This is a genomic window from Metapseudomonas cellulosilytica (genome assembly GCF_049334135.1).
Lineage (GTDB): Bacteria > Pseudomonadota > Gammaproteobacteria > Pseudomonadales > Pseudomonadaceae > Metapseudomonas.
In genome coordinates this window covers 431254-452097 of record NZ_JBHZGN010000002.1, presented here as the reverse complement: position 1 = coordinate 452097, position 20844 = coordinate 431254, and the positions used below count along the sequence as shown (strand labels likewise).

Here is a 20844-nt window from a genome sequence, read left to right as displayed (position 1 = left end):
CCGTCGAAGACTACGACGTTGATAGGTTGGGTGTGTAAGCGCTGTGAGGCGTTGAGCTAACCAATACTAATTGCCCGTGAGGCTTGACCATATAACACCCAAACAATCTGGTGATTGTGGGTGCGACAGGTCGAAGTCGACAGACCGAAAATTGGCCTGAACCGCAAAGCTAGACTGTCACATACCTGATTCGGGGTCGCGTCCTGCGACGAGACCCCTACCGAATTGCTTGACGACCATAGAGCGTTGGAACCACCTGATCCCATCCCGAACTCAGCAGTGAAACGACGCATCGCCGATGGTAGTGTGGAGCTTCTCCATGTGAGAGTAGGTCATCGTCAAGCTTCTATCCCAAACCCCCGATACGCCCAGGCGTGTCGGGGGTTTGTCTTTTCCCGCAGGAAGTTTTTGTCAAAGACGCAAACTGGTAGCGGCCGGAAACGCTTGAGCCGCGACCAGGTTAGTCCGCTCGTCTAAAATACCCGCGTTATCCCAAGAGCCTTGCCGCCATGCCTGATCAGGCTGATCAACGCCCGCTATCCGAATTGCCCCTGCACGATCTGATCGCCTGCCACGAGTGCGACCTGCTGATGCGTCGCCCCGAGATTGGTGAAGAGCAGAAAGCCTGTTGCCCTCGTTGTGGCTATGAACTGGTGGTGCACCGTTCACAGATGGAGAGACGCGCGCTGGCACTGGTATTCACTGCCTTGCTGCTGTTCGTTCCGGCCAACTTCCTGCCGATCATGAAGCTCAACCTGCTCGGGCATACCACCCAGGACACCGTCTGGACGGGTGTAGTGGGCCTCTACAACACCGGCATGGAGGGCGTGGCCGTGCTGGTATTTCTGTGCAGCATGGTCATCCCCCTGGTCAAACTGCTTTGTCAGCTGGTGGTGCTGCTCTGCATCAACACCCGCCGAGCCCTGGGCATCGGCGTGATGCTCTATCGTCTGTACCACCACTTGCGGGAGTGGGGGATGCTCGAGGTCTACCTCATGGGCATCCTGGTTTCCATCGTCAAGCTGATCGATATGGCTGACCTGCACCTGGGCATTGGCCTGGTCTGCTTCATCGGGCTGCTGCTGGCTCAGGTCTGGCTGGAGGTCACCATGTCGCCGCACCAGGTCTGGGACGCGCTGGATGCGGAAGGAGAAGCCCATGCGCGCCATTGATGCCGGCATCATCGTCTGCGATGAATGCCACCAGCTGAACCGTCCGGAGTCGGACGACCACCATGGCACCTGTCGCCGCTGTGGTGCCCAACTGTATCCGCGCCGCCCTGACAGCCTGGTCCGCACCTGGGCGCTGCTGATCACCGCCGCCATCCTCTACATACCTGCCAACGTGCTGCCGATCATGACGGTGAACTTCCTCGGCAACGGCGCGCCCTCCACCATCATGGGCGGCGTGATCGAGCTGATCCACGCCGAGATGGTGCCCATTGCCCTGGTGGTCTTCGTGGCCAGCATCCTGGTCCCCACCTTCAAGCTTGTTGGCATCGCATTGCTGCTTTACTCAGTGCAGCGACGGCTGCCCATGTCACCCAAGCAGCGGATCCTGATGTACCGCTTCATCGAATGGATAGGTCGCTGGTCCATGCTGGATATCTTCGTCATCGCCATCCTCGTGGCGCTGGTGAACTTCGGCAATCTGGCCAGCATCGAAGCCAACCTGGGGGCGGCGGCCTTTGCCAGCGTTGTGTGCATCACCATGATCGCAGCAGTGACTTTCGACCCCAGGCTGATCTGGGACAACACCGATATGGACGACGAGAATGCCTGAGTTGCCAACGCCGAAAACCAAGAAAACCACCAGTTGGTCCGCCATCTGGATACTACCGCTGCTGGCCTTGCTCATCGGCGGCTGGCTGGCTTGGAAGGCCATGAGCGAAGCCGGGATCGAGATCCAGATCCGCTTCGAGAACGGCGATGGCATCACGGTGGGTAAGACCCTGCTGATGTACAAGGGCATCCAGGTGGGCAAAGTCACCGACCTGCACATCAGCCGGGACATCAAGGGCGTGATCGCCACGGTAGAAGTGCTCAAGGAGGCCGAGCCCTACCTGAGCAAGGAAACCCGCTTCTGGCTGGTGCGCCCGCGGGTGTCCCTCGCCGGAGTGACCGGCCTCGAAACCCTGGTTTCCGGTATCTACATCGCCATCGACCCGGTGAAGGGCGAGCGCGAGCGGAGTTACGTCGCCCTGCCGGAGCCGCCGCCGCTTTCCGACTCGCTGCCCGGCCTGCACCTTACTCTCAAGGCCGAGCGGCTGGGGTCCCTGGAACAGGGCAGCCCCGTCTATTACCGGCAGATCCAGGTCGGCCAGGTGAAGAGCTATCAGCTCGCCGAGGACCAGCGCACCGTGGAGATCAAGGTGCACATCCAGCAGCCCTACGCCCATCTGGTGCGCAAGCACACGCGCTTCTGGAACGCCAGCGGCCTGAATGTCACCGCCGGCCTGTCAGGGGTGAAGATCCGTACCGAGTCCATGCTCAGCATCATGGCCGGCGGCATTGCCTTCTCCACCCCGGAGCACCGCCAGGACAGCCCACCCACCGACCCCAGCATTCCCTTTCGCCTGTATGACGGTTTCGAATCCGCCGAAGCCGGCCTGCGGGTCCTGCTGCGGATGGATGATGTCAGTGGCCTCAATCCCGGCAACACGCCGGTGATGTACAACGGCGTGCAGGTCGGCACCCTGAAGAAGCTCGACATGGACAAGGACTTCACCGGCGCCACCGCCGAGCTGACCATGGAGCCGCGCACCGAAGACTACCTGGTGGAAGGCACCGAGTTCTGGACGGTGAAGCCATCCATTTCGCTGGCCGGTATCACCGGTATCGAGGCCCTGGTGAAGGGCAATTACATCGCCGTACGCTTTGCCAAGGATGGGACGCCGACCCGAGAGTTCAAGGTCCGGCCCAAGGCGCCGCCGCTGAATACCGACGCCCCTGGCCTGCACCTGGTGCTGACCAGCGACCGCCTCGGCTCGCTGGAAGTGGGCAGCCCGATCCTGTTCCGCCAGATGCGCGTGGGCAGCGTGCAAAGCTACCAGCTGTCGCGCGACCAGCAGCGCGTGGTGATCGGCATCCACATCGAGCCCGAGTTCAGCAAGCTGGTGAACGAGTCCACACGCTTCTGGAACTCCAGTGGCATCAGCCTCAAGGGCGGCCTGTCCGGCGTCGAAGTGAAGAGCGAGTCGCTGCAGACCCTGCTGTCCGGTGGCATCACCTTCACAACCCCCGATCCCAAGGCCAAGCCGGTCACCCGGCCGCGACGCTTCACGCTGTACCAGGACGAGGCCCAGGCCATCGTCAAGGGCACGGCCATCGAAATCGCCATTCCCCAGGCCGAGGGTATCAAGGAAGGCACTCCCATCCGCTTCAAGGGCATCGATGTCGGCGAGGTGGAGTCGGTAACCCTGAACGGCGACCTGTCCGGCGTGGTGGTAAAGGCGCGCCTCACCCAGGCCGCCGATCGCATCGCCCGTGCCGGTAGCCAGTTCTGGGTGGTCCGGCCGGAGCTCGGTCTGCTGCGCACCGCCAACCTGGACACCCTGGTCAGCGGCCAGTACCTGGAGGTGCTGCCGGCCGCCAATCCGGGCGCGGCGCAGAGCCGCTTCACTGCCCTGGCCCAGGCGCCGGACCCCATTGCCCGCCAGGAAGGCCTGCGCATTACCTTGAGCGCACCGCGCAGGGGCTCGATCAAGCCGGGTGTGATCGTCAGTTACCGCGAGGTGCCGGTGGGCAAGGTGCAGTCCTATGAACTGGGCAAGACCGCCGACCGAGTGTTCATTCACGTGCTGATCGAACCGCGCTACGCACCCCTGGTGCACAGCGGCAGCCGCTTCTGGCACGCCAGCGGTGTTGGTGTGGACGCCAGCCTGTTCGAGGGGGTAAAGGTACGCACCGGCTCTCTGGAGTCGATGGTGGAAGGCGGGATTTACTTCGCCACGCCGAATGAAGGGCAGATGGGCAACCTGGCGCTCGATGGCCAGACCTTCGCGCTCCATGACGACGCCGAGGACGAGTGGCTGACCTGGGCCCCGAAGATTTCCTTGGGCAAGTGAGGTCCATGGGTGGAAATCCACTTCGTGGATTTTCACGCTACAAGGGCGCTCCGTAGGGTCTTGGTTCACCAGGACCCGGAAAGCAAAAGGGCCGCAATTGCGGCCCTTTTGTTTTTCCGGAAAAAGGATCAGGCGGGTTCGACCGCCTCGTCCTCCGCGTCCTGAGTGGCCTTGGCCACCTCGCGACGTTTGATGAACTTCCAGTCCGCCTCGTCGATGTAGATGCCGTTGGGGCCGCTGCCGCCTTCCAGGTCGATGGCGACGTTGGCCGACACCTGCGGCTTCACCGAGGCGAGGATGGGGGTGAAGCCCAACTGCTGGCTGGTCTCGATCAGCGCCTGCTGGTTGCGCTCGTCGATGTCCGCCGCCTCGTCGAGGTAGTAGGGCAGGCGGATGCGCCCGGCCTGCTCGCGGTCCATCAGGTGCAGCAGCAGGTACATGTTGGTCAGCGCCTTGATGGTCATGGTGGTGCCGTTGGAGGCGGCGCCATCGATGTCCGTGTGGATGACCGGCTGGCCGTGGACCTTGGTGATCTCGAAGGCCAGCTCGAACAGGTCCTTCAGGCCCAACTGGTTGCCGTTGGCCGCCACCAGGCGCGCCAGGTATTCCTTGGCCTCTTCGTTCTTCGCATCCTGGTCGCTGGAGTTGGTCAGGTCGAAGACCGAGAGGGTTTCGCCTTCCTCGTACTGGCCGGCGCTATGGATGATCTGGTCGATGTGGCGCAGGGCTTCCTTGTTCGGCGCGAGGACGATACGGAAGCTCGACAAGTTGGAAACCTGGCGCTTGTTGATCTCGCGGTTGAACAGGGCCAGTTGGTGTTCCAGGTTGTCGTAGTCGCTGCGGATGTTGCGCAGGGTCCGGGCGATGTCGGTGACCGCAGCGCGGCGCGCCTTGGCCAGGGTCAGGGCCTCGTCCTGGCGATGGGCATAGGCGTTGATCAAAAGCTGCAGGCGGCGCTCGGCGTCGTCCTCGCTGTCGAACTTGGCCACGCCTTTCAAGCGCACCTGGGCGTAGAGCGCTTCGATCTGGCCGTCGACGCGCTGCAGCGCCTGCCAGGTGTCCTGGTAGTCGTTGAGCAGCGGCAGCAGGTTGTCCAGGCTGTCGTCCACCGGGTCCATGAAGGGCTTGCCGAAGGGCAGATCGGCGGGCAGCAACTGGCGGCGGCGCAGGGCGTCTTCCAGGGTGCGCTCCTTGGCTTCCAGGTCGGCCAGTTGGCGGCCCACCAGCTGCAGCTTGGCGGAGAGTTGCTGGACGCGCTCGGTGAAGGCGTCGGCAGAGCGCTTGAGTTCGTCCTGGGTGGCTTCCAGCTGCGCCAGCTCTTCCAGCTTGGCCGGTTCCTCGGCGGTGAGCGTCTGGGCCTTGCGGAAGTCTTCCAGGGCCTTCTGCGCATCCAGCACGTCCTGGTACAGCTTCTCGGCCTGAGCCTTGCTCGCGGCGCGGTCGGCGGCTACCGACTGCTGGGTCTTGAGCTGCTTCAGCTCGCGCTCCAGGCGGTCCTTCTGGTCGCGCAGGGCGGCGCGGTCGGCCAGGGCCTGCAGGGTCGGCGGCTCGATGTGGGAGAGGTCGATGGACAGGCCGGGTACCTCGAACTGGCTACCCTTGAACTGGTCAAGCACGGTTTCCAGGGTCTTCACCCAGGTGTCCCCATCGTCCAGCTGGATGCCTTTTTCGCCCAGGGGCAGGCTGAACAGCTGGCCGTTGAACAGGCGCATCAGGCGGTCCACGTCGGCCTGACTAAACTCCTCGCGCAGGCGCGAGTAGCTGTTGTTGTCGGCATGGTCGAGCTGCTGCTTGACCGCCTTCAGGCGTTTCTCCAGGTCGCGCAGGCGCTCGTCCAGGTCCTCGGCGGAGAACTGGCGGGACTGCGCCAGGGCGCCGGCCAGTTCGTCGTGGGCATCCTTGGCAGCGAGCAGCTGCTGCTCCAGCACCTTGGCGTCGTCCACCAGGGCGAAGCGGTTCTTCAGCACCGCCAGCTCGCCCAGCCAGCGCTGGTTCTCGGTGATGGCACGCTCCAGGCGCATCATTTCCTGGGTGCCGCCGCGCTGTTCGTTCTGCAGGCCGTCCTGCTCGTTGCGGTAATGCTCGGCCTGGATCACCAGCTCTTCCTTGCGCGCACCGGAGTAGTCCTGCCAAGTGCCCAGCAGGGAGTCCAGCAGCGGCGAGATGCGGTGCAGCTTGCCGCGCAGGATCTCGCGCTGGGCCACCCCGTTGGCCAGGGCTTCCACCAGCGGGCCGGCGGCCACCAGCGCCTGGTAGTCCTGCTCCATGCGGCGCACGTCGCGGAAGGCCTCCTCGCAGGCGGCGATGTAGTCCACGCTGCCGGAACGCAGGCTGTGCTCGAAGGCATCGAGGAACAGCTGCTTGAGCTTGGCCGCGGTGATTTCGCGCATGTGCAGCAGGTTGATGAACAGCGAGCGGAAAGTCTTAAGGCTCTGTTCGCTGGTGGAGCGCAGCGGGATCAGGGTCAGGTCCAGCGGGATAGAGGTGTGACCGCCCACCAGCAGGCGGCGCAGCTCATCGGGCTTGAGCTCGTAGGCCTTGATGCCTTCGCGCTCCAGGCTGTTGAACAGCTCACGCTGGCGCAGGCAGGTGCCGTCGCGCTGATAGTGCTCCAGGTCCAGCTCGCCGCGGTAGGCGAAGAACTGGTGGCCGAACCCGCCGCCCGGGCCGCGACCGGCGACACCGATCACGTGAGGGCCGTGGGGCAGGGAGACTTCGACGAGGATGTAGCTGGTGTCGGTGGCAAAGTAGAACTTGCGCGACTGCTCCAGGCTGTACTTGCCGAAGCTCATGTCCGACATGCGCGCCAGGATGGGGAACTGCAGCGCGTTGATCGAGGCCGACTTGCCGAGGTTGTTGGCGCCGTAGATCGACAGCGGGGTTTCCAGCGGGAACAGGCCGAGGCTGTATCCGGCGGTGTTCAGCAGGGCGAAGCGGCGGATGCCGTAGCGTTCCTGGCTCATGCGTCTTCCTCCTGGGCTGCGCGTTCTTCGGCCATGGCGCGGGCCAAGGCGTCTTCTTCGGACTCGTTGGTTTCTTCAGGGCTGTCGATGGGGATGATGGCGTCGCCGCTGTCATCGTCCATCAGCACTGGGGCGCGCAGCTCCAGGTCTGTGCTGTGCAGGCTGGCGGCCAGGTCGCGGTCGTGCTGCACGGCCAGGCACACATCGAGGAAGCGGTGCATGGGCGGCAGGAAGCGGTACACGCCGTTGCTGTCCTCGGCGAAGCCGAGTTGGGTCAGGCGGCGGATGACCTTTTCTTCCAGCTCTTCATGGGTGGTCACCTCGGCCTGCATGAACAGGTCGCGATACTTCTCCAGCAGGGCCGGCAGCTCGTCGCGGCCGATGCTGCCGCCGTCGAGCACGGACAGCGGATCGCGGCCCTGGTCGGCCAGGTGCTCCACCAGGATGAAGGTGAACAGCGCCAGGCGCTGCGCGGTCTTGTTCACCTGGGCGCCCATCTGCTCGGGCACGAAGTAGTAGAAACCGCGCGGGTCGCAGACCAGCTCGAAGCCCAGGCCCTTGAACAGGGCGCGGTACTGGTCCTGCATGGTGGACAGCTGGGCGTAGCACTCCGGCTCGCTGCGGGAGAGGTGGTAGCCCTTGAACAGCTCGCGGAAGATGGGCGCGAGCTGGGTCATTTCTTTCAGGTCGATATTCATCAGGAAGTCTTCTCGGCCGCGGCGGGGGGCTTGATCAGGGCATAGGAGCTCAGGCTGACCTGGTGCTCGGCGGTCAGGTACTCACGGCGTTCCAGGCGCTCGCGGGAAAAACGCGCATCGCGGGACAGGCGGGAGAACCAGTAGAGGAGTTCGTCGGTGGCGCCTTCGGGCTCCTGCTCCAGCAGCCAGACCATCAGGTCCGGCAGCGGCAGGGCCTGCTCGCAGCGGTCGAGCATTTCCCGCGCGGTCTTTGGCGAGCGCGGCGCGGCGGCCTTGCGGGGGCCGCCGGATTTGGGGAAGTGGGCCGGTTTGGGCTGGAAGCGCGCCAGGGCGTAGACGTAAGCCTCCACCTGCGAGCCGCTGCCGAGGAACGTGGTCTGCGGCCGGGTGAACAGCGGCATGGCCGCCTGGGGCACGGCGTCCAGGCCTTTCTTGCGGATCACCGACAAGGCAAGGGCGGCGCCGCGGGTCACGGCGTTGTGCCGGCGGGCCTCCTCACGCAGCGGCAGCAGCAGCTCGCGGGCCTTGCGCAGGGTGAGCTGGGCGCTGGTCTGCATCTCCAGGATGCGCGCGTGGGTGCGCAGCAGCAGGTCGTCGTCCACCAGTTGGCCGAGGCGCTGCTGTTCGCCCAAGAGGCGCAGCAGCACCTGCTCGACCCGGCGCACGCCTTGCTCGAAGGCGCCATCGGCGGCCACCAGCTGGATCATCGGCTCGACGTACTCGTCCCAGGTGGCCAGCACTTCGGCATAACGCTGGCGCAGCGGAATCTGCCGGTCGCTGGTCTTGGCGCGGTCGGCCACGGCCACCAGGGCCTGCTCGTCGTTGCCGAGCTTCTTCAGCACGTCGCGCACGCGCATGTCGAGCAGGCGCAGCTGGCGCGCCAGGTCGTTGCCGTCGCGGATCTCGAAGGCTTCCTGGATATAACCGGCGAGGCGTTCGAGGTGGCGCAGGTAGGCTTCGATCTCCAGGCACAGGCCCAGGCGGTGTTCGCGCCGCAGGTAGGCGAGGAAGTCGTGGATCTGCGCGTTCAGCTCGAAGCGGTTCGGGCTCTTGGCCACGGGAACCAGGATATCCAGGCGCACCCAGAGGTCGAGCAGGGCGGTCACGTCGGTGGGCGTGCCCTCCGGCAACTGGCCGGCAAGCTGCACGCGCAGCTCCACCAGGCTCAGGGTGCCGCTATCGAAGCGCTCGCAGAGCGGCTCGAGCAACGTCCAGTGTTCGGCTAGGGCGCGCAGTACGCGCTTGGGATCGATCATCGATTGGCCGGGTTCGCTGAAAAAAGAGGCGATTGTACTTCAGGTTGCCGGTGGCGACTGAGCCTCAACCGATCAGAGGAGCGACAGCCCTACCTGAGTGACGTTTTTCGGCAGATTGCGACTGGCGTCGTGTTAGCGATCATCTTGAACGCCGATAATAGGCCCGGCCAAGTGCTTGAATTCCCTGGCATGTTTTCTGCGTTGGGGGACTGTCCACTGCCTGACCGCTGGAACCATGAACCTCGAATCCGCCCTGATTGCCGACGCCCGCTGGGCCGAACTGGAACGCCAGCCCGACCTGGACTGGGGGCTCGACGCCGTCACCAGCCGGCAGGAAGCCGTCGACTTCCTGCTGCACTTCGAGAACCGTCTGTGCGTCTACTCGGCCTACGTGGAAAAGCTCTACAGCCGCTACAGCTTCGTGGTGCCTGAGGAGGAGCACGGCAGCATCACCATTCTCCCGGATGAGCGGGCCTGGCACGACATCTTCCATGAGATCCCCGCCGACGCCGTGCTGCCTACCGGCGCCCATATCCTGCCCGGCGAGGTGCTGGGCGCGACCGGCCTTTACATGAAGGTTCCCGGCGAGCATCGCCTGAGCAGCTCCCGCGAACTGCCCTTCCACGCCGGCCTCAGGTTGCTGATCCAGCGCTTCCGGGCCCGGGGCGAGCAGTTCCTGCCCGTGCTGGCCAAGGGCGACCTGCGCGAGTACGAGTCGCGCATGCCATCGCTGCACCTGCACCGCATCGACCTGCGGCGCCTGGGGCGCAAGTCCCGGTTGGAGGTGGAGAACATCAAGGGCGCCATCGCCGAGCACCTGATCGGCCTGTTCCGCCCGCGCTGAAGCCTGCGTTACCCCGCTGTGGTGATGGGTAACAGCCAGCCGTCGGGCGGCAAAGGGCCATCGCCGTTCAACTCGACTATGGGTCGGGACGCTTCCCGGCGGCGCTCCCTATAGTGGCCGGAAAGGAGACGGGCCAGCCGCGCGTGTCCGTACAAGAACAAGAAGGGAAGTCGCCATGCGATCGATCCTGCTTCCAGCCAGGCAACTGTCGGCCGTTTTCCTCGCGGGGGTCCTGACAGCATCCGTGGCCCAGGCGCGCATGGAGGAAATGGCCGACGACGAACTCTCCCAAGTCACCGGGCAGGCCTTCATCAACCTCACCACGGACGCCAACGCGGGGATCAACTACACCCGGGTCAACTTCGGCGTGAACGTGGATACCCAGCTCAACCTCAAGAAGCTGCAGCTCGGCCAGTACGACGACGCCCTGACCCGGACGGGCGAAGTAGCGGGCTCGTCCGACATCCTGATCAACAACTTCGCCCTGGGCACGGTCAACGCCGATGGCTCGGTGAACCCTTTCAAGATCGCCAACCCGTTCGTCGAACTGGCCTATTCCGGCAGCAAGGTGGTGGGCGTGCGCATCGGCTTCGGCGAGTCCAAGGGTGTGCTCTCCGGCGACATCCAGCGCCTGACCGGCAGCATCCCGGTGCACATCAAGGGCACCGGCAACGCCATCTATGACAGGTCCAACTTCGCCCAGCAGACTGCTCTGTTCTTCGCCGGCGTGTACCGCAGCAGCATCGTCGAAGCGGATGCGGAACTGGTGACCGCCCAGGGTGTGGCCGACCCGATCCGCGCCACCATGTCCGGCATCAAGAACGGCGACGGCATGACCTGTACCTCGGGTTGCGCCGGCGGCTGGACCGATGCCCTGCTGGGCGCCTTCGCTTCGCAGAACTGCGGCATCCTCGGCATCTCCACCTGCTTCCCGCTGACCCAGTTCCAGTCCCTGCCGGTGGGCAACATCAGCAACATGAGCAGCATGGAAGGCGCGGCCCGGGGCTTTTTCGTCTCCTTCCAGACCCAGGACCTGGCCTGGAAGGACATGGACCGCAACGCGTTCATCACCGCCCTCAAGGGCGCCTTCATGAACATGCCCAAGTACAAGGACGCCAACGGCAACCTGGTGGCACCGATCAACATCAACTTCGACCAGGCGTTCAATGGCATTCCGCGCCAGGACACCTGCCTCGGAACGGCCACCGCGGGGTGCTGAACATGCTGAGACTGCTGCCCCTGCTGGGTATCGCGCTGCTCGCAGGCCCTGCGCGGGCCGAACTCCAGGCCCTGGACGACCAGGAGCTGTCCGGCGTGCAGGGGGCCGGTATCGGCTTCGTGCTGGACAGCGTGCTGATGGATGCCGGCAACGCCACCATCACCATCAACGACATCACCAACGGCAGCGGGCAGAACGTGCCCATCGCGGTGAAGGAGTTCTACCTCGGCGCCACCGGTAGCAACAAAGGGGCGAACCTCAACCCGGTGACCATCGGCCGGCTCAGCCAGCCGTTCGCCCTCAACCTGGCCAAGGGCGAAACCATGCGCACCCTGCGCGACGACGGCCAGTGGGTGCAGACCACGCCAAGTAACGTCACCGTTCTCGAGTTCACCTTTCCCGAACGCCTCACCGGCACGGGTGGCCAGCCCTGCATCGCGGGTTTCGCCGCGGCCGGCAACAACTGCTCCAGCCGTACCAGCGAGAAGGTCGACCTCGGCATCCGTTACGACTTCCAGGTCGCCGCGGGGCGCACCGATATCCTCAACCTGGACTTCGCCGAACTCGCCATGGACGGATCCTACCTGCGCCTGTGGGGCGACAGCGGGCGTAGCCAGATGGTCGGCGAAGCGCGCATCAACCTCTTCGCCAAGGGCCTGCAGTTCATGAGCTGCGCGGCCAATACCAGTGGTTGCACCACGGCCACCGAGCAGCGGGATCGCACCCTGTTCCTCAGCGACGCCTATGCCAACATCGCCCTCGGTTACGGCAAGAGCCAGCCGTTGCTGTTCGACGTGAGCAGCAACGGTCAATTCGTGCTGGAGCTGCCCAATCCCACGGCCTCCGGAGCCACCCAGGCGCAGAAGGACGCCCTGGCCGCTGATTTCTACGCCAACGCCCCACGCACCAACATCGTCATCAACAGCCTCAAGGCCGGCAGCGGCGATTTCGCCAGTGGCGGCTACAACTTCGGCTACAACGCCATCCAGGGCATCGGCATCAACTACCTGAAGGTGACCAGCCATGACCTCTAGCCGCCTTTGCCTGGCGCTGCTGGCGCTGCCGCTGCTGGCCCGGGCCGAACTGCAGCCGCTGGATGACCGCGACCTGAGCGAGATGCACGGGCAGGGTGGGGTCTATCTCTCCGGCGAGTTCAGCATCAACAAGAACGGCGGTGTGTTGTGGAAAAACCCGCTATCCAACAACCCCGCCACCTGGGCGGTCAACGAGCGCAGTTGTGCCGGTGCCGGCGCCGCCACACCTGAAAGCTGTGGTCTGCGCATTGCCATCCGCACCGAGTCCAACGGCGGCTGGTACGTGCTGGACAACCTCAAGGGCATCTTCAGTTTCGAGGGGCTGACCCTCAATACCCGCCTGATAAACAGCGGGTTCGGTGGCGATGGCGCGGCCTTCAACCAGGACGTGCTGGCCCTGGGGCTGCCCAACGAAGTGCGCTTCAAGGGCGCCAGCCACACGTTCGGGGTGGCCAACCAGGGCGGCTGGCGCAATCGGGCCGGCACGGTCGCCAACGGCGGCGATGCCAGTTATCAACAGACCAATATCTTCTCGGCGAAGGTCGACGGCAGCATCCGCATGCAGGGCAGCGTGCTGGTCTTCCCGAAGAACTGAGGCACCGGCCATGCACCCAGCCCCCTTGCTGCTCGGCATCCTCCTCGCGTCCCCGGCCCAGGCCATGGAGGCGCTGGATGACAGTGCGCTGTCCTCGGTCAGCGGCCAGGACGGCATCAGCCTGGAAACCACCAGCCAGGGCTGGTCCGCCGGCAGCGTCAGTTACACCCAGGACGGCCGCAGCTTGAACCTGAAGGCGGTGAGTAACCGGCCCGCCAGCGGCGGCGCCAGCACCTCCAGCACCACCCTCGACGTCCGTGATGGCCAGTTGCAGGTCCAGCACAGCGACAGCCCCCAGGTGCTGGCGGTGAACGACATCGAAATGGACGGCAGCAGCAAGAGCTTCGGGACCTTCCGCGCCTTCTACACCCTCGGCGCCAGCCTGCACCTCAAGGGGGGCGGGGCCAGCGGGGTCAGCGGCATCGCCGTCGACGACAGCCGGCTGTCGCTCGCCAACGTGACCTTCTACTACCGCGACAACGGCTTCGACCTGATCGTCAAAGGCCTGTCCTTCGATACCTACCTGGACAACGCCTATCTGGACATCGTCAGCGGCGGCAGCGGCCAGGAGGTCAAGCTGAACCTTGGGGATGCGCGCTTCGTCGGCACGATCGGCGGCATCAGCCTCGACCTTGCCCATGGCGACCCAACGGCCTCGCCTGTCACCCCCGAAGCGGCGGACCTGCGCGACGCCAATGCCGGCCGCAGCTTCGGCAAGCTCAGCATGGACCTGCGCCTGGGCGGCAGCCTCAGCGTCGCCAGTGGTGGCGCCAGCGGCGACGGCATCCGCATCCGCCCCGACCTGAGCATCGGTAGCAGCCTGTTCCAGTACCAGGACGAAGGCATCCTGCGCGCCGAGAACTTCTCCGGCACCCTGCGCAGCCTCAGCGGCCTGACCCTCGACCTGGCCCAGGACGGCGGCGGCAGTCATGCACAGGTCGCCTTCCAGGACCTCAAGCTGAACGCCACCCTGGGCGGCCTGATCATGGGCAACCCGACCAACCAGAAGCTCGGCAGCCTGGCCATCGACCTCAACTTCGTGGATCAAGGTGCCCGGCAGAACTGGCTGAAACTGCGGCCGGGCGGCGACCCCAACTCCGGCCTCAAGGGCCTGACCGCCGATGTCAGCTGGAACATGGCCAACAGCTCGGTTTCCCTCACCGATAACGGCAACAGCATGTGGTTCAGCGGCCTGCGCACCAACGGCAGCGGCCAGTTCACCCTGGACCTGACCCGAAGCTGCGCCGCCGGGGCCAGCGCCGGTTGCTACGCCGGCACCCAGAGCGACATGGGACAGGGCAGCTACAACGGCCATTTCGATGGCCTGCGCCTGGGCCTTGCCAACATCAAGGGCGGCTACAGCTTCGACGGTTTGCGCGTCGGCTCGTCCACCGCGCCCCTGCAGGGCGGCACCGAGCTGCTGGTGCTGATGGAAATCTTCCCGGCCTACGACTTCACCCTCAACGGCCAGATGACCTTGCTGCCGGGGGGCAGCAGCGGCGACGGGGTGCGCTACAACGGCGACCTGTTCTTCACCGACGCCCGCGCTGCCATTTCCGTGGACGAAACCGGCAAGGGCCTGTGGTTGTCCGGCACCCAGTACGATATGCACTTCCGCGACGGCTCGGTGGACGTCAGCAACAACGGCGTCGAGCTGCGCAAGGGCACCTACTGGTCCAAGCTGGAAGTCAGCGACCTGCGCTGGGGTGACCGCAGCACCGGCGCCAGCCTCGGTCGCCTGGTGCTCAAGCGCTTTGAGCAGGGCTCCACCCTGGCCATCAGCTCCGGCGGCGCCGGCGCCCTCTGTGTCGGCGGCAGCGGGGCGAATGCCGGAGCCTGTTCGGCTAGCGGCGGACGCTGGGAGGATCGCGGCAACGAAGGCCTGTCGGTGAAGCTGAAGAACGTCTTCGTGCGCGACACCAGCATCGAATCCAGCAGCAACGGTGTGGCGACCGACGAGAAGCGCAACCAGATCGTCTGGGAAACCGACCGCGTCAACGGCGCCGCCGGCAGCGGCAGCCAACTGGTTGTGGATAACTTCCACACCTCCGACGGCAATCCCGCCGATCCCAATGCCAACACCTACGGCTTCAACGCCGACCTCAACCTGGACGTGGCGCCCACCAAGGCCTGCACCCGCAGTGGCGGCACCTGCACCCCGGTCACCCCGGCCCCCCTGGGCTTTGCAGTGAACGGGCGGATCCACTTCAAGGAAATCAATGTCGACCGGCTGCAGCACGTCCACCCCACCGGCGGCGCCGTCACCTCCATGTATGGCATCAAGGTGCAGAACGCCGATATCAGCACCAACCTGACGGCCACGCCGATCAATTGAGGCCCTGCTCGTCATCGCCGTAGGGCGGGCGCTTCTGTAGGGGCGAATTCATTCGCCAAGGGCTGCGCAGCAGCCCCCTGGGACCTCCAAAGGCAGCCCTTCGGCCTGCTTGGCGAATGAATTCGCCCCTACAGGTGTTTCCCGACACCATCCCAGCCCTGGACTCACCCGCCCGCCGACCTTTCCGCCCACCGCATTTCACGCCACAATTCCCTGAATCTGGAGCCGTCGCCACAAGCAGTCCGGCACCATCAGCCTGAGCCCCGGCCGCACGCACGGTGGGGCCGTGAGGAGCGAAGCATGAGCAGCAATGATCGCGTCATCATTTTCGACACCACCCTGCGCGACGGCGAGCAGAGCCCCGGCGCCTCCATGACCAAGGAAGAGAAGCTGCGCATCGCCAAGGCCCTGGAACGGCTGCGGGTGGACGTGATCGAGGCCGGTTTCGCCATCGCCAGTCCCGGCGACTTCGAGGCGGTCAAGGCCATCGCCGACAGTATCAAGGACAGCACCGTATGCAGCCTGTCGCGGGCGGTGGATGCCGACATCGAGCGCGCCGCCGAGGCCCTGGCCGGCGCCAACTCGGCACGCATCCACACCTTCATCGCCACCAGCCCCATCCATATGCAGTACAAGCTGCGCATGCAGCCGGACCAGGTGGTGGAGCAGGCGGTCCGCGCGGTGAAACGCGCGCGCAACCTCTGTGCTGACGTGGAGTTCTCCTGCGAAGACGCCGGTCGCTCCGAAATCGACTTCCTCTGCCGCATCATCGAGGCCGCCATCGACGCTGGCGCCACCACCATCAACATCCCCGATACGGTCGGCTATGCCATCCCGCACCAGTACGCGGAGACCATCCGTCAGCTGCTGCAACGCATCCCCAATGCCGACAAGGCGATCTTCTCGGTGCACTGCCACAACGACCTGGGCCTGGCCGTGGCCAACTCCCTGGCCGCCGTCGCCGTGGGGGCTCGCCAGGTGGAATGCACCATCAACGGCCTGGGCGAGCGTGCCGGCAACGCCGCGCTGGAAGAGATCGTCATGGCCATCAAGACGCGCCAGGATGTGCTCGGCGTCTACACCAACATCGACACCCCGCACATCCTCAGCACCTCGCGGCTGGTCTCCGGCATCACCGGCTTCCCGGTGCAGCCGAACAAGGCCATCGTCGGCGCCAACGCCTTCGCCCATGAGTCGGGCATCCACCAGGACGGCGTGCTCAAGCACCGCGAGACCTACGAAATCATGTCTGCCCAGTCCGTCGGCTGGAACACCAACAAGATGGTGCTGGGCAAGCTCTCCGGGCGTAACGCCTTCCGCACCCGCCTCGAGGAGCTGGGCATTGCGCTGGCCAGCGAGGCCGAGCTGAACGCCGCCTTCGCCCGTTTCAAGGAATTGGCGGACAAGAAGCACGAGATCTTCGACGAGGACCTGCAGGCGCTGGTCTCCGACACCCTGGGCGATGAAGCCCCGGAACACTTCAAGCTGGTCTACCTGGAAGTGGCTTCCAAGACCGGCGAGGTGCCCCAGGCCAAGCTGGTGCTGTCCATCGACGGCGTCGAGCAAGGCTCCAGCGCCGAGGGTTCCGGCCCGGTGGACGCCACCTTCAAGGCCATCGAAAGCCTGGCTTCCTCCCAGGCCAGCCTGCAGCTCTACTCGGTCAATGCCATCACCCAGGGCACCGATTCCCAGGGGGAAGTCACCGTCCGCCTGGAAAAAGCCGGACGAATCGTCAACGGCAACGGCGCCGATACCGATATAGTTGTCGCCTCCGCCAAGGCCTACCTCAACGCGCTGAACCTGATGCAGGCAGGCGTGCGCAAGGCTCATCCACAGGTTGCTGACGTTTGATCACTGAACACCGCCGTCGCGCGTATCTCGATGCCATGCAGGTAGCCACCTGGCTACCTCGCGTGGCATTGCCCTTTGCCGCGCCTTCCAACCCCGAATTGCTCGCCCTGGCGCCGGAAGTCCCCCTCGAGGAAGCACCCACGCCGGTTGCCGAGACAAGCACTCCCGCGACCCCGGCCCCCGAGGCCCGCCCGGCCTCCGCGCGCGCGAAGATCGAGATTCCCCGCCCTGGCAGCACGCCGCGCCCGGCCGCGCAGCCCGAGCCTGAGGCTGGCACCGAGCCCGAAACCGCGCCGGCCAAGGCCGAGGTGCTGCCGCCGCCGCGTTTCTCCCTGCAGCTGTTGCGGGCCGGCAACTGCCTGCTGCTGGTGGAATTGCCCACCGGCGAGCCCTTCCAGAGCCGCGACCCGGCTTACCTGCTGCTGAAGGACCTGCTGCGTGCCGCCGGGCTGCCCGATAGCCCGCAGATCCTCGGCGAGCCGGTGCGCTGGCCGCTGCTCAACGGCGGCAGCATGGACCAGGGGCACGACGCCGCCCGTGACTTCGTCCAGGGCTTCGTCGGTGCACGCCTGGAAGAGCAGGGCGCATGCGCCTGCCTCTGGCTGGTGGGGCTGCCGGCAGTGCGCTTCGCCGGCGAGGCCGATGCTGGCGCTTTCAACCGCGAACTGCAGGTCGAAGGACTGGGCGCCGCCTGGGCGCTGCCGGGTCTGGAACCGCTAATGGATGAGCCCGAGCGCAAGGGCGAGCTCTGGCAAGCCATGCGCCGCGTGATGCGCCGCTGGAAGAACCCCGAATGACCGATGCCGTTTCCTTCCGCCCGATGACCGAGGCGGACCTCGATGCCGTACTGAAAATCGAATTCGCCGCCTTCAGCCACCCCTGGACCCGCGGCATCTTCACCGACAGCCTCAAGTCCTACGACTGCTGGCTGATGTTCGAAGGCAGCCAGCAGGTCGGCCACGGCGTGATCAACGTGATAGTGGGCGAAGCCCACCTGCTGAACATCACCGTCAAGCCGGAAAGCCAGGGCCGCGGCCTCGGCCTACGCTTGCTGGAGCACTTGATGGAGCGCGCCCGCGAACTCGAGGCTGCCGAATGCTTCCTCGAAGTGCGCGCCAGCAACCAGTCCGCCTATCGCCTCTACGAGCGCTATGGCTTCAACGAGATCGGCCGGCGCCGCGACTACTACCCGGCCGTGGGCGGGCGTGAAGACGCCCTGGTGATGGCCTGTACCCTGCTCGACTGAGCCCGCGCCGGCCATTGCCAAAGCTCCCGGCGCTCCGTAAGGTGCGCCAGCCAGAAGAGGAGAAGACGCATGAGCGACCTGCAACAGCTGATCGACAACAACGCGCGCTGGGCCGAAAAGATCAAGCAGCAAGACCCGGATTTCTTCGCCAAGCTGGCCAAGCAGCAGGTGCCGGAGTTCCTCTGGATCGGTTGTTCCGACGCCCGCGTGCCGGCCAACGAAATCGTCGGCATGCTGCCCGGCGACCTGTTCGTCCACCGCAACGTGGCCAACGTGGTGCTGCATACCGACCTCAACTGCCTGTCGGTCATCCAGTACGCGGTTGACGTGCTCAAGGTGAAGCACATCCTGGTCACCGGCCACTATGGCTGCGGTGGCGTGCGAGCCGCCATGCGTGACACCCAGTACGGCCTGATCGACGGCTGGCTGCGCACCATCCGCGACCTCTACTACGAGCAGCGCGAGCACCTGGCCACCTTCGCCACCGAGGAGGAGCGGGTCGACCGCCTTTGCGAGCTCAACGTCATCCAGCAGGTGGCCAACGTCAGCCACACCACCATCGTCCAGAACGCCTGGCACCGTGGCCAGGAACTGTCCGTGCATGGCTGCATCTACGGCATCAAGGACGGTATCTGGAAAAACCTCAACGTGACCGTCAGCGGCCTGGAACAATTGCCGCCGCAATACCGCCTGCGCCCACTCGGACAGAACTGAGCCATGCCACAACAAAGCAGCCGGGCCGTCGGCCTGGCCTGGCTCGGCCTGCTCGTCGCCAGCCTCTTCTGGGCCGGCAATGCCCTGGTGGCCCGCGCCTTCCACGATGCCATCCCGCCCTTCACCCTGGCCTTCTGGCGCTGGAGCCTGGCGCTCGCCATCCTCCTGCCCTTCGTCGCCCGGCCCATGTGGGAACACCGCAGCGCGCTGCGCCGCGCCGGCTGGCGCCTGGTGCTGGTGGCGGCCCTGGGGATCAGCACCTTCAGTGTGCTGCTGTACTTCGCCGCTCGCACCACGGTGGCCATCAACCTGACCCTGCTCAACACCTGCCTGCCGCTGGCCACCTTCATCGGCGCCGGGGTATTGCTCAATGAGTGGCCACCGCGCCGTGCCTGGCTGGGCCTCGGGGTGGCAACCGTCGGCCTGCTGGTGCTGATCGCCCAGGGGCAACTGGAGCAGCTGGCCGCGCTGTCGTTCAACCCGGGCGACCTGATCATGCTCGTCGCCGTGCTCGACTGGGCCCTCTACACCCTGCTGCTGCGCCGCTGGAGCCACCACTTCCAGCTGCCGCCGCTGGTGCTGCTGGGAGCGCTGGTGGCCTGCGGCGTTCCCCTGTTGTTGCCGTTCTACTTGCTGGAACTGGTCGCTGGGCAGCGCTTCGAGCTCTCTGTGGAAAACCTCGCCGCCATCGGCTACACCGGCATTTGTGCCTCACTGCTGGCCTATCTGCTGTGGAACCAGGGCATCCGCGTGCTGGGCGTGGCCAAGGCCGTGCTCACCAACTACCTGATGCCGGTGTTCACCGCCTTGCTCGGCTACCTGCTGTTGGGCGAGGGGCTGCAGGCTTACCATTGGTTCGGTGGGGCGCTGATCTTCGCCGGCCTGCTGCTGGCGACACGCCCCTCCCTGAGGTGAGCCCATGCACAAGCTAGTCGTAATCGCCGGGGACGGCATCGGCCGCGAAGTGGTGCCGGTGGCGGTCGAGGTTCTGGAGAAACTCCTGCCCGACCTGCAAACGGTGGAAGCCGACGCCGGCTGGGAGTGCTTCCAGCGCAGTGGCTGCGCGGTGCCCGAGGCCAGCTTCCAGGCCCTGCGCGACTGCGGTGCCGGTATCTTCGGCGCAGTGTCCTCCCCCAGCCAGCGGGTGCCCGGCTACCGCAGCGCCATCCTGCAACTGCGCCAGCAGCTCAAGCTCAATACCAATCTGCGTCCGGTGCGCAGCTGGCCCTGCGTTTCCCACAGGCAGGGCGTCGACCTCATCATCCTTCGCGAGAACAGCGAAGGCCTCTACAGCGGCCGGGAGCACTGGGAGTCCGAAGGCGTGGCCATCGCCGAACGGGTCATCAGCCGCGACGCCAGCGCAGCCCTGGCCCGACGCGCGCTGGAAGTGGCCAAGGCGCGCAAGGCGCGGCGCATCACCCTGGTCCACAAGGCCAATGTCCTGCCCGTGACCTGTGGCCTGTTCCGCGATACCTGCCGCGAAGTGCTGGAAGGGGAGGGCTGGGCCGCGGAAGTGGACGAACGCCTGGTCGACCTTGCCGCCCTGCAACTGGTGGAACAGCCCGAAGCCTTTGACCTGATCGTCACCAGCAACCTCTTCGGCGACATCCTCTCCGACCTCGCCTGCCACTGGAGTGGTGGCCTGGGGCTGGCGCCGTCCCTGAACTGGGGCGACGGCATCGCCCTGGCCGAACCCGTCCACGGCAGCGCTCCCGACATCGCCGGCAGCGGCCGCGCCAACCCCCTGGGCGCCATCCTCAGCATCGCCCTGCTGTTGCGCTACCACTGGCAGAACCCTGTCCTCGCCAAGCGCCTGGAACAGGCTGTGGAAAACTTCCTGCGCGAGGAAGGCAAGGCCGACTTCGGCTTCGAAACCACCCGAGTGGTGGGCCAGGGCATCCTTGCTGCGCTGTAGCCGGAGACCCCGCTCAGCACCCACCCAGCTGGCACGGATAGCTCCCTCTGGGAGAGGGCTGGGGTGAGGGAGGCTGGACATCGCAGGGGCATCGCCCCAAAAGAAAAC

General features: G+C 65.5%; 17 protein-coding genes and 2 rRNA genes. 16 read left to right on the top strand and 3 right to left on the bottom strand.

Annotated features, from left to right (window positions below):
• The 5 genes from ACFW0H_RS04265 to ACFW0H_RS04245 form a co-directional block, all read left to right on the top strand.
• Window positions 1-91, top strand: a 23S ribosomal RNA gene (locus ACFW0H_RS04265); the annotation flags it as partial.
• Between the two features lie 137 nt (window positions 92-228).
• Window positions 229-344 (top strand): 5S ribosomal RNA (gene rrf, locus ACFW0H_RS04260).
• A 165-nt stretch (window positions 345-509) separates the two neighbouring features.
• Window positions 510-1172 carry a paraquat-inducible protein A gene (locus ACFW0H_RS04255; RefSeq protein ID WP_422912648.1) on the top strand — a complete coding sequence of 221 codons (663 nt, stop codon included), beginning with the start codon at window positions 510-512 and terminating at the stop codon, window positions 1170-1172.
• A complete protein-coding gene (locus ACFW0H_RS04250) occupies window positions 1159-1782 on the top strand; it encodes a paraquat-inducible protein A (protein WP_422912647.1) in 624 nt (207 codons plus the stop codon). Before ACFW0H_RS04255 ends, ACFW0H_RS04250 begins: the two co-directional genes overlap by 14 nt.
• Window positions 1775-4066 carry a PqiB family protein gene (locus tag ACFW0H_RS04245; protein WP_422912646.1) on the top strand — a complete coding sequence of 764 codons (2292 nt, stop codon included), beginning with the start codon at window positions 1775-1777 and terminating at the stop codon, window positions 4064-4066. The genes ACFW0H_RS04250 and ACFW0H_RS04245 overlap by 8 nt, the downstream gene beginning before the upstream one ends.
• 128 nt (window positions 4067-4194) lie before the next feature.
• On the opposite strand, the gene mksF is transcribed toward ACFW0H_RS04245, so the two are convergent.
• Genes mksF through mksB form a run of 3 tightly spaced genes read right to left on the bottom strand, consistent with a single transcriptional unit; the run spans window position 4195 to window position 8983 of the window.
• Window positions 4195-7029 carry an Mks condensin complex protein MksF gene (gene mksF, locus ACFW0H_RS04240; protein WP_422912645.1) on the bottom strand — a complete coding sequence of 945 codons (2835 nt, stop codon included), beginning with the start codon at window positions 7027-7029 and terminating at the stop codon, window positions 4195-4197.
• A complete protein-coding gene (gene mksE / locus ACFW0H_RS04235) occupies window positions 7026-7727 on the bottom strand; it encodes an Mks condensin complex protein MksE (RefSeq protein ID WP_422912644.1) in 702 nt (233 codons plus the stop codon). The genes mksF and mksE overlap by 4 nt, the downstream gene beginning before the upstream one ends.
• On the bottom strand, window positions 7727-8983 hold the full coding sequence (gene mksB, locus ACFW0H_RS04230; protein WP_422912643.1) for an Mks condensin complex protein MksB: 1257 nt from the start codon (window positions 8981-8983) through the stop codon (window positions 7727-7729). The genes mksE and mksB overlap by 1 nt, the downstream gene beginning before the upstream one ends.
• Window positions 8984-9218: 235 nt before the next feature.
• On the opposite strand from mksB, the gene ACFW0H_RS04225 reads away from it, so the two are divergent.
• From ACFW0H_RS04225 to ACFW0H_RS04175, 11 genes are all read left to right on the top strand, one after another.
• A complete protein-coding gene (locus tag ACFW0H_RS04225) occupies window positions 9219-9827 on the top strand; it encodes a hypothetical protein (RefSeq protein WP_422912642.1) in 609 nt (202 codons plus the stop codon).
• A gap of 175 nt (window positions 9828-10002) precedes the next feature.
• Entirely contained in the window at window positions 10003-11046 is a 1044-nt protein-coding gene (locus ACFW0H_RS04220) for a DUF6160 family protein (protein WP_422912641.1), read from the top strand.
• Window positions 11047-11048: 2 nt separating this feature from the next.
• On the top strand, window positions 11049-12080 hold the full coding sequence (locus ACFW0H_RS04215) for a hypothetical protein (RefSeq protein WP_422912640.1): 1032 nt from the start codon (window positions 11049-11051) through the stop codon (window positions 12078-12080).
• Window positions 12070-12675: a DUF6160 family protein gene (locus ACFW0H_RS04210; protein ID WP_422912639.1), complete on the top strand. Its 606-nt coding sequence runs from the start codon at window positions 12070-12072 to the stop codon at window positions 12673-12675. The genes ACFW0H_RS04215 and ACFW0H_RS04210 overlap by 11 nt, the downstream gene beginning before the upstream one ends.
• 10 nt (window positions 12676-12685) lie before the next feature.
• Window positions 12686-15010 carry a DUF6160 family protein gene (locus tag ACFW0H_RS04205; protein WP_422912638.1) on the top strand — a complete coding sequence of 775 codons (2325 nt, stop codon included), beginning with the start codon at window positions 12686-12688 and terminating at the stop codon, window positions 15008-15010.
• A 300-nt stretch (window positions 15011-15310) separates the two neighbouring features.
• Window positions 15311-16861 carry a 2-isopropylmalate synthase gene (locus ACFW0H_RS04200; RefSeq protein ID WP_422912637.1) on the top strand — a complete coding sequence of 517 codons (1551 nt, stop codon included), beginning with the start codon at window positions 15311-15313 and terminating at the stop codon, window positions 16859-16861.
• Window positions 16858-17658, top strand: coding sequence for an energy transducer TonB (locus ACFW0H_RS04195; RefSeq protein ID WP_422912636.1), 801 nt, complete (start codon window positions 16858-16860; stop codon window positions 17656-17658). Before ACFW0H_RS04200 ends, ACFW0H_RS04195 begins: the two co-directional genes overlap by 4 nt.
• Window positions 17655-18107 (top strand): ribosomal protein S18-alanine N-acetyltransferase, encoded by a 453-nt coding sequence (gene rimI / locus ACFW0H_RS04190; protein ID WP_422912635.1) that lies wholly within the window; start codon window positions 17655-17657, stop codon window positions 18105-18107. The genes ACFW0H_RS04195 and rimI overlap by 4 nt, the downstream gene beginning before the upstream one ends.
• A 69-nt stretch (window positions 18108-18176) precedes the next feature.
• Window positions 18177-18821, top strand: a complete 645-nt coding sequence (gene can, locus ACFW0H_RS04185; RefSeq protein WP_422912634.1) for a carbonate dehydratase — start codon at window positions 18177-18179, stop codon at window positions 18819-18821.
• A gap of 3 nt (window positions 18822-18824) precedes the next feature.
• Window positions 18825-19736 carry a DMT family transporter gene (locus ACFW0H_RS04180; RefSeq protein ID WP_422912633.1) on the top strand — a complete coding sequence of 304 codons (912 nt, stop codon included), beginning with the start codon at window positions 18825-18827 and terminating at the stop codon, window positions 19734-19736.
• A 4-nt stretch (window positions 19737-19740) separates the two neighbouring features.
• On the top strand, window positions 19741-20736 hold the full coding sequence (locus tag ACFW0H_RS04175; protein ID WP_422912632.1) for an isocitrate/isopropylmalate dehydrogenase family protein: 996 nt from the start codon (window positions 19741-19743) through the stop codon (window positions 20734-20736).
• Window positions 20737-20844 lie beyond the last annotated feature (108 nt).